Origin of the sequence: Microbacterium sp. (assembly GCF_003248605.1) — a bacterium.
Classification (GTDB): Bacteria; Actinomycetota; Actinomycetes; order Actinomycetales; family Microbacteriaceae; genus Microbacterium.
The window spans coordinates 1-5,166 of record NZ_QFPF01000140.1 but is presented as its reverse complement, the minus strand read 5'-3'; the positions used below and the strand labels follow the sequence as shown (position 1 = coordinate 5,166).

The 5,166-nt window shown below is 65.0% G+C and carries 5 protein-coding genes; 1 reads left to right on the top strand and 4 read right to left on the bottom strand.

From position 1 onward, the window contains the following. On the top strand, nucleotides 1-308 hold a 308-nt coding region (locus tag DI573_RS13730; protein WP_292815440.1), incomplete at its 5' end, for a hypothetical protein. A 141-nt stretch (nucleotides 309-449) separates the two neighbouring features. On the opposite strand, the gene DI573_RS13725 is transcribed toward DI573_RS13730, so the two are convergent. From DI573_RS13725 to DI573_RS13710, 4 genes are all read right to left on the bottom strand, one after another. Then, nucleotides 450-1,514, bottom strand: a complete 1,065-nt coding sequence (locus DI573_RS13725) for a hypothetical protein (RefSeq protein ID WP_292815438.1) — start codon at nucleotides 1,512-1,514, stop codon at nucleotides 450-452. 2 nt (nucleotides 1,515-1,516) lie between these two features. Beyond that, the gene (locus DI573_RS13720; RefSeq protein ID WP_292815436.1) at nucleotides 1,517-2,506 is read right to left on the bottom strand and encodes a TniB family NTP-binding protein; all 990 of its coding nucleotides are present in this window, start codon (nucleotides 2,504-2,506) and stop codon (nucleotides 1,517-1,519) included. Continuing rightward, nucleotides 2,503-4,494 carry a Mu transposase C-terminal domain-containing protein gene (locus DI573_RS13715; RefSeq protein ID WP_292815433.1) on the bottom strand — a complete coding sequence of 664 codons (1,992 nt, stop codon included), beginning with the start codon at nucleotides 4,492-4,494 and terminating at the stop codon, nucleotides 2,503-2,505. The genes DI573_RS13720 and DI573_RS13715 overlap by 4 nt, the downstream gene beginning before the upstream one ends. After that, nucleotides 4,491-5,166 (bottom strand): TnsA-like heteromeric transposase endonuclease subunit (locus DI573_RS13710; RefSeq protein ID WP_292815428.1); only part of this gene is annotated, 676 nt, incomplete at its 5' end. The genes DI573_RS13710 and DI573_RS13715, both read right to left, overlap by 4 nt.

Sequence of the window (5,166 nt, the reverse complement as noted above, 5' to 3'; positions counted from 1 at the left end):
AAGCGCTGGTTGCGCATGCCAGTTCCGTACTGAACCAGTCCTTCCGGCGCGAGAGAGGACTCGAGGGCAGAATCGGCGGCCTCCCGCCCGCCCCCGACCTCACCGTGGCCGCAGTACAGAACGACACGGTTCTCCTCGTCGACGGTGTCGAGCACCGCGCCGCACGCATCGACACGGATCCACACGTCTTCGTGGTGGGAACAGCCTTGGATGACTCCACCTTGGTCAGCGTGGTCGTGAGTCGGGACGAGCTCGCCTATGTGCGTATCGAGCTGCAACGCCGATCAGTCTCGACGAACGTCCGGTAACGGATCCCTCACTGGGATCGACCTTCGGCGCCGGTCGACCCGCCCATATGCAACAGACAAATCTTTCCGTTCGCAGATCGCGTCGAGATCGAGCTGGCGCGGGCGGGAGGCCGAATACGCGCGGGCTTCGTCCGCTGAGACCTATGTCTCTGCTACGACGAGGTCTGGCAAAGGCCTCCGGCGGTCCAGCACGCGGCTCCTTGGAACAGCGATTCCGGCCTCATAAGGGACGATCTGAAGCCGGACGGTGCTGAGGTGCCGGAGCAGGCAGCTTCGGTGCCGCTGGGACGAAGCAATAAGTGCCTTCTCGAGCGTGGCTGGGCGCTTGTTGTTCGCGTTCTGGCGCATGCCGAACGCGGTCTCCACAGCCATCTTCCCTCGTGCCACGATCTGTTCGGCGACCTGGTGGAGCCGTGGGTTCGTGCTGCCGTGCATGACCGTGATGACCGCGGCTTCGAGTGCCCAGACCTGCTCCGCAAGGCTGAACCGCGGGCTCAGGAGGTGGCTCGCGAAGGACAGGTCGGTGAGGATCGTGGTCAGGCGCACGATCTCGGGGTAGGCCGCGAGGAAGACGCTGTCCGCGTCGAGCGAGTCGATCCCGATCACCCCCATCCGATCGACGATCCTCCCCTCAAGTCGCTCGTCGACCGCCCAACACCGAATGAGTGAGGCCGACAGTTGGAGTTCGCCGGTGGTGAGTCCGACGCCGCGCTTCCAAAGGGTTCCGGACAGGCAACGCTCAGCGTGGGCGAACTCCGGAAGCCGCGTCAGGTCGATGTCGGCACCGTCGAAATGCCAGCGCCGGTGGCGGTTACAGACCGCGCCTCCCCGGCTTTGGACAGAGGTCTGCTCGCCTTTCGCGCATCGTCGGCACGCGGTTCGGGCAGCCTGCATGTACCCGCAGCGTTTGCAGAGCGTCGGCTGCCAGGCGTAGTGCTGGCAGCGCACATACATCGCGTTCCTGCGGGCATCGTCCGCGAAGTGCCCGGGCCTGAGACCGCCGAGGCGCTCCGCCCACGCTGCAGCGCGCTCGAGGTTGGGATGCGAGGGCGACATTCCAGCGAGGTCTGTGACGTGGAGCCGAAGATCGCGGGGAGTGAGGGCGTTCGCGGTGGCCAGCCTGCCGAGGAATCCCGTAATTGTTTCGGCGGCCAGGGGCTGCACCATCACTGGTAGCCGGCGCACGCTCCCCGCCGGCGTCGTCACCCTCATGTCGTCGCGGGCACCCGGTCAGGGGCGGCAGCCGGGACGGTGCCGAAGACCGTGTCCAAATCGAGGCGTTCGGTGCCACTGTCGATGGCCTCCATCGCGAGCATGTGCACCATCCCGGTCAGGTCTCCGATCACACCACCAGTCGCGGCGTGTAGATGGCTCGCGTGGCGCAGAATCACCTCGGGATGCTGGTCGATGAGTCCGAGGGAGTCCTCGACCGCGACGAGCAGGTCTGCCCATCCCGCTTTGCCCCTTCCGGTGTTCTCGAACTTGTGCAGGTTCAGGATGTCGAATCGGCTGCTGATCTGCCGTCCGCGGGTACCGTCGAGCAGTCCACTGGCTTCGACGTCGACTCCGGCGTAGACGAACGTGCCGGGGCACTTCTCCGACAGCTGCTTGAGCGTGTCGGACGCTTCACCCATCTGCTTGTACTTCTGGTTGATGTTGTGGATCTCGTCGACGATGATCAGCTCGGTTCCGCAGGCGGCGATCACGCTGGCGACGGTGTTCATCAGCTCTCCCGTGTTGTAGTGCGCACGCACCGGGAGGCCGAGGAAGTGGGCGAACTCTCCGAGCATCAGTTTCGGGGTGCACGAGGGCGGCACCGACACGTAGATCACCGGGATCGAGTTGCCGCCGCTGGCCCGCCCGATGTCACGTCGGCGACGCTCAAACCTGCGAGCAATATGCGAGACCGTGGTGGTCTTGCCGATATTCGGCTCCCCCGACACGATCACACCGAGCTTGCCGTGCGACTTGTACTGGTTCAGCATCAGGCGTCGCAGAATCTCCGTCTCGATCGCCGCGAACTGCGCCGTGTTCACCACCGGGCCGCGAATCATGAACTGCTTGCGAGCTTCACGGTTCATCGCGCGGTCGCCCGGCGACATCGCGTCCAGCTCAGCGCGCGTGATGGGGAGTGGCTTGTCCAAGGACTCGCTGACGAACGCGGACCAACCCTCGCGCGTACTGATGGCCTGAGTCATGTCAGCCGCTCCCACACCCCGTCGTCATCGGTGAGCAGTGAGAAGCCGCCACCGCGTTCCCAGATGACCTCATCTCCGTCAGGCTCGGTCGTTGGCGTCTCTCGGGCGATCGTCTTCGAGACACCTGTCATGTGCATGGGGTCGCGGTTGACCTCGGCCGTGCGGACGGCGCGGTTGCGCTCTTTGCCGGGCCTGACCCATTGGGCGCGTTTCATTCGGTCGGCCAGGTACGCGGCCTCTTCGCGGATCGCTGTGTCCGTGGCCGTGTCGACAGCGTGGGCCGCTTGCCAGATTTCGCCTCCCATCGGCTCGTCGAGGAGGTCGCCGACGCAACGGAATGGCACGAACTCGTCACCGTGCTCGACCCAGACGAATAGTGGATTGTGCGGGTCGTAGCGGATCACGCAAGGTCGGGTGGCGCCCTCTCCGCCCGCACCTGCGGCACGGAGCTCTGTGAGGCGGTTCGAGCGGTAGACGCGCCGCGCATGGTTGATGCCGTAGTCCTGCAGCGTGCAGCGCTTGGCGGGAAGGAACCCGATGAACTCGTCCAGGCCGAAGGGGACGTGCAGCTCGGGTGCGATGCGTCGGTAGGCGCGGAACATCTCGTTCGGTGTGAGCGCCCGACCCGGGAGCATCGGATCGGACAGACCAGCGTGCGGTCGGTTCTGCCACTCGATGGCGATCCAGTCTTCGAGCAGCTCCTGCAGTTGGTTGAGGGCAAGTGCCCTGTCGGTGGGTTCGTCTCGGCCGCGGCGATCGACGCTGCCGCCGGTGAAGCCCTCCAAGTACTGGACGAAGCCGTCCTTGATCGCGTCGAAGCCGCTCTCTACATGGGGTTTGTCGGTGCCGGTCTCGTGTGCCGCGTGGATGAGTGAGATGCCGGCTCGCTCGCAGCCCCGGCGGAATGCCTCTGAACGGCAGATCTTGCCGTTGTCGGTCGTGATTGTCTCGGGGAAAATGTACGGCTGCGCGAGCCGGTGGTGGTCCAGTCGCTCCTGGTCGATCATGAACCGCCCAGTCCATGTAGCCGCGACACGCTCCCGCTGCTCCCGCGCGCCCGGCGGCCGCAGCTCGTAGGGTGTCAGCGCCCGGGCGAGCACTCCCGCGAGGTCCGCGGAGTTCGTTGCGACTGCCCGCACGACTCCCGCGAGGATGGAACGGCACGAGACATCGTGGATGACCGTCAGCTCCGCACGGTTCAGCCGACCGTCCAGCAGTCGCGATGGCACGTCGATGACCGTGGAATCGATCTGCACATGTTCCCCAGGTCGCAACGAACCGTGCACCCCGAACGCTCTACCGGGTTTGTTGGCCGAGGTCTGACGTGACTTCGCGGAGCCGTTCAGCTTCCGTGCCGTGGGATGCGCCGCGACCATCCGGTACAGCGTGCGCTGACTGGGAATGTCGATCGCATCGCCGTAGTCCTCCTCGAGAGTCCATCGCAGTCGGTCGAGTGTCCGGCTCGTCGTCCCCGATGATCGCGTCGTCCCCTTCTCGCCGAGCTCGCTCAGCGCCATGCCAATACGGACGTCGATGTCTCGCTTGCCGCGGTTGAGGTGCCGCGCGTCCACAAGCCCGAGGACACCTTCCGCGCAGTATCTGTGGAACTTGCGGCGGACCGTCTCCAACGAGGTCACGGAAGTCAGTTTCGACATCGCCGTGCGCACGTCCTCGAAGTACACCTTCGCCGGTTGCCCGTTGTCGACCGCGGCTTTGACCACAGCCAAGTGCTCGGCCCACGCATCGACAACGCGTCTCTCCTCATCGTCGAGTCCGTCGAGAATGCGGGCCGCTGAGCCTGTCGCCGAATCCGTGCGGTCCGCATGCCAGGTGACATTCGGCAACCTGACCAGCTCATCGGCGTCGACCATTCGCGTGAAGTCAGCCTCCAGAGAGCGGAGAGTGACATGCCGGTAGTCAGCGGCGATGATCACGAACCGCTGCTCGTCCCAGGTCAGCGTCACACCGATGCCGACCCGCACGATCACGCCGCCTTCGCGACCGTCGTCAACGACAAACGCCGCGACGGGTCGAAGATCAGATCACGCCACCACAGCGCCGAGTAGACCGCACCCAGCGGCTGAGGGACTACACCCTCCAGCAGGCTCGCCCACTCCGACAACCGCGCGGACTCGCCGGAGTGGGCACGCATCACATCCAGGCTCGCCGGGTCGCGCCACCGGTTATACCGGTAGCCGGACAGGAAGCGGAGGTTGCGGCCTTCGCTCTCAGTGATGTCGTGCACGACGAAGTAGTCCCATCCCAGTTCACCGCAGAGCGTCGAGGTCCAGTCGAATACTTCGACGTCATCCGGCTTGATGCGCAGCAGAGGCTTCACATCGATCACCGCGGCCGATCCGTCGCGGAAACGGACGAAGAAGTCGGGCGCGTGGCGTCGAGGTATTCCCGCCCAGTCAATCCACATCGGCTGAGACGCGATCGCAGCGACAGCAGGGTCACGGTCCATCTGCATGAGGGCGACCCGTTCGTACAACGACTCGAACCAGACATGCCCGCCCGTCGCGGCAGCCCAGTACTGGCCCGTGTAGTTCTTCTTGTGCTTCCACGACTTTGGGGTTCGAACCTTGTCGACGGCCTCGAAAGCCACATCGACCACGTCAGCGGAGTCACGACGATGATCCACGCCCCGAAGCACGTAC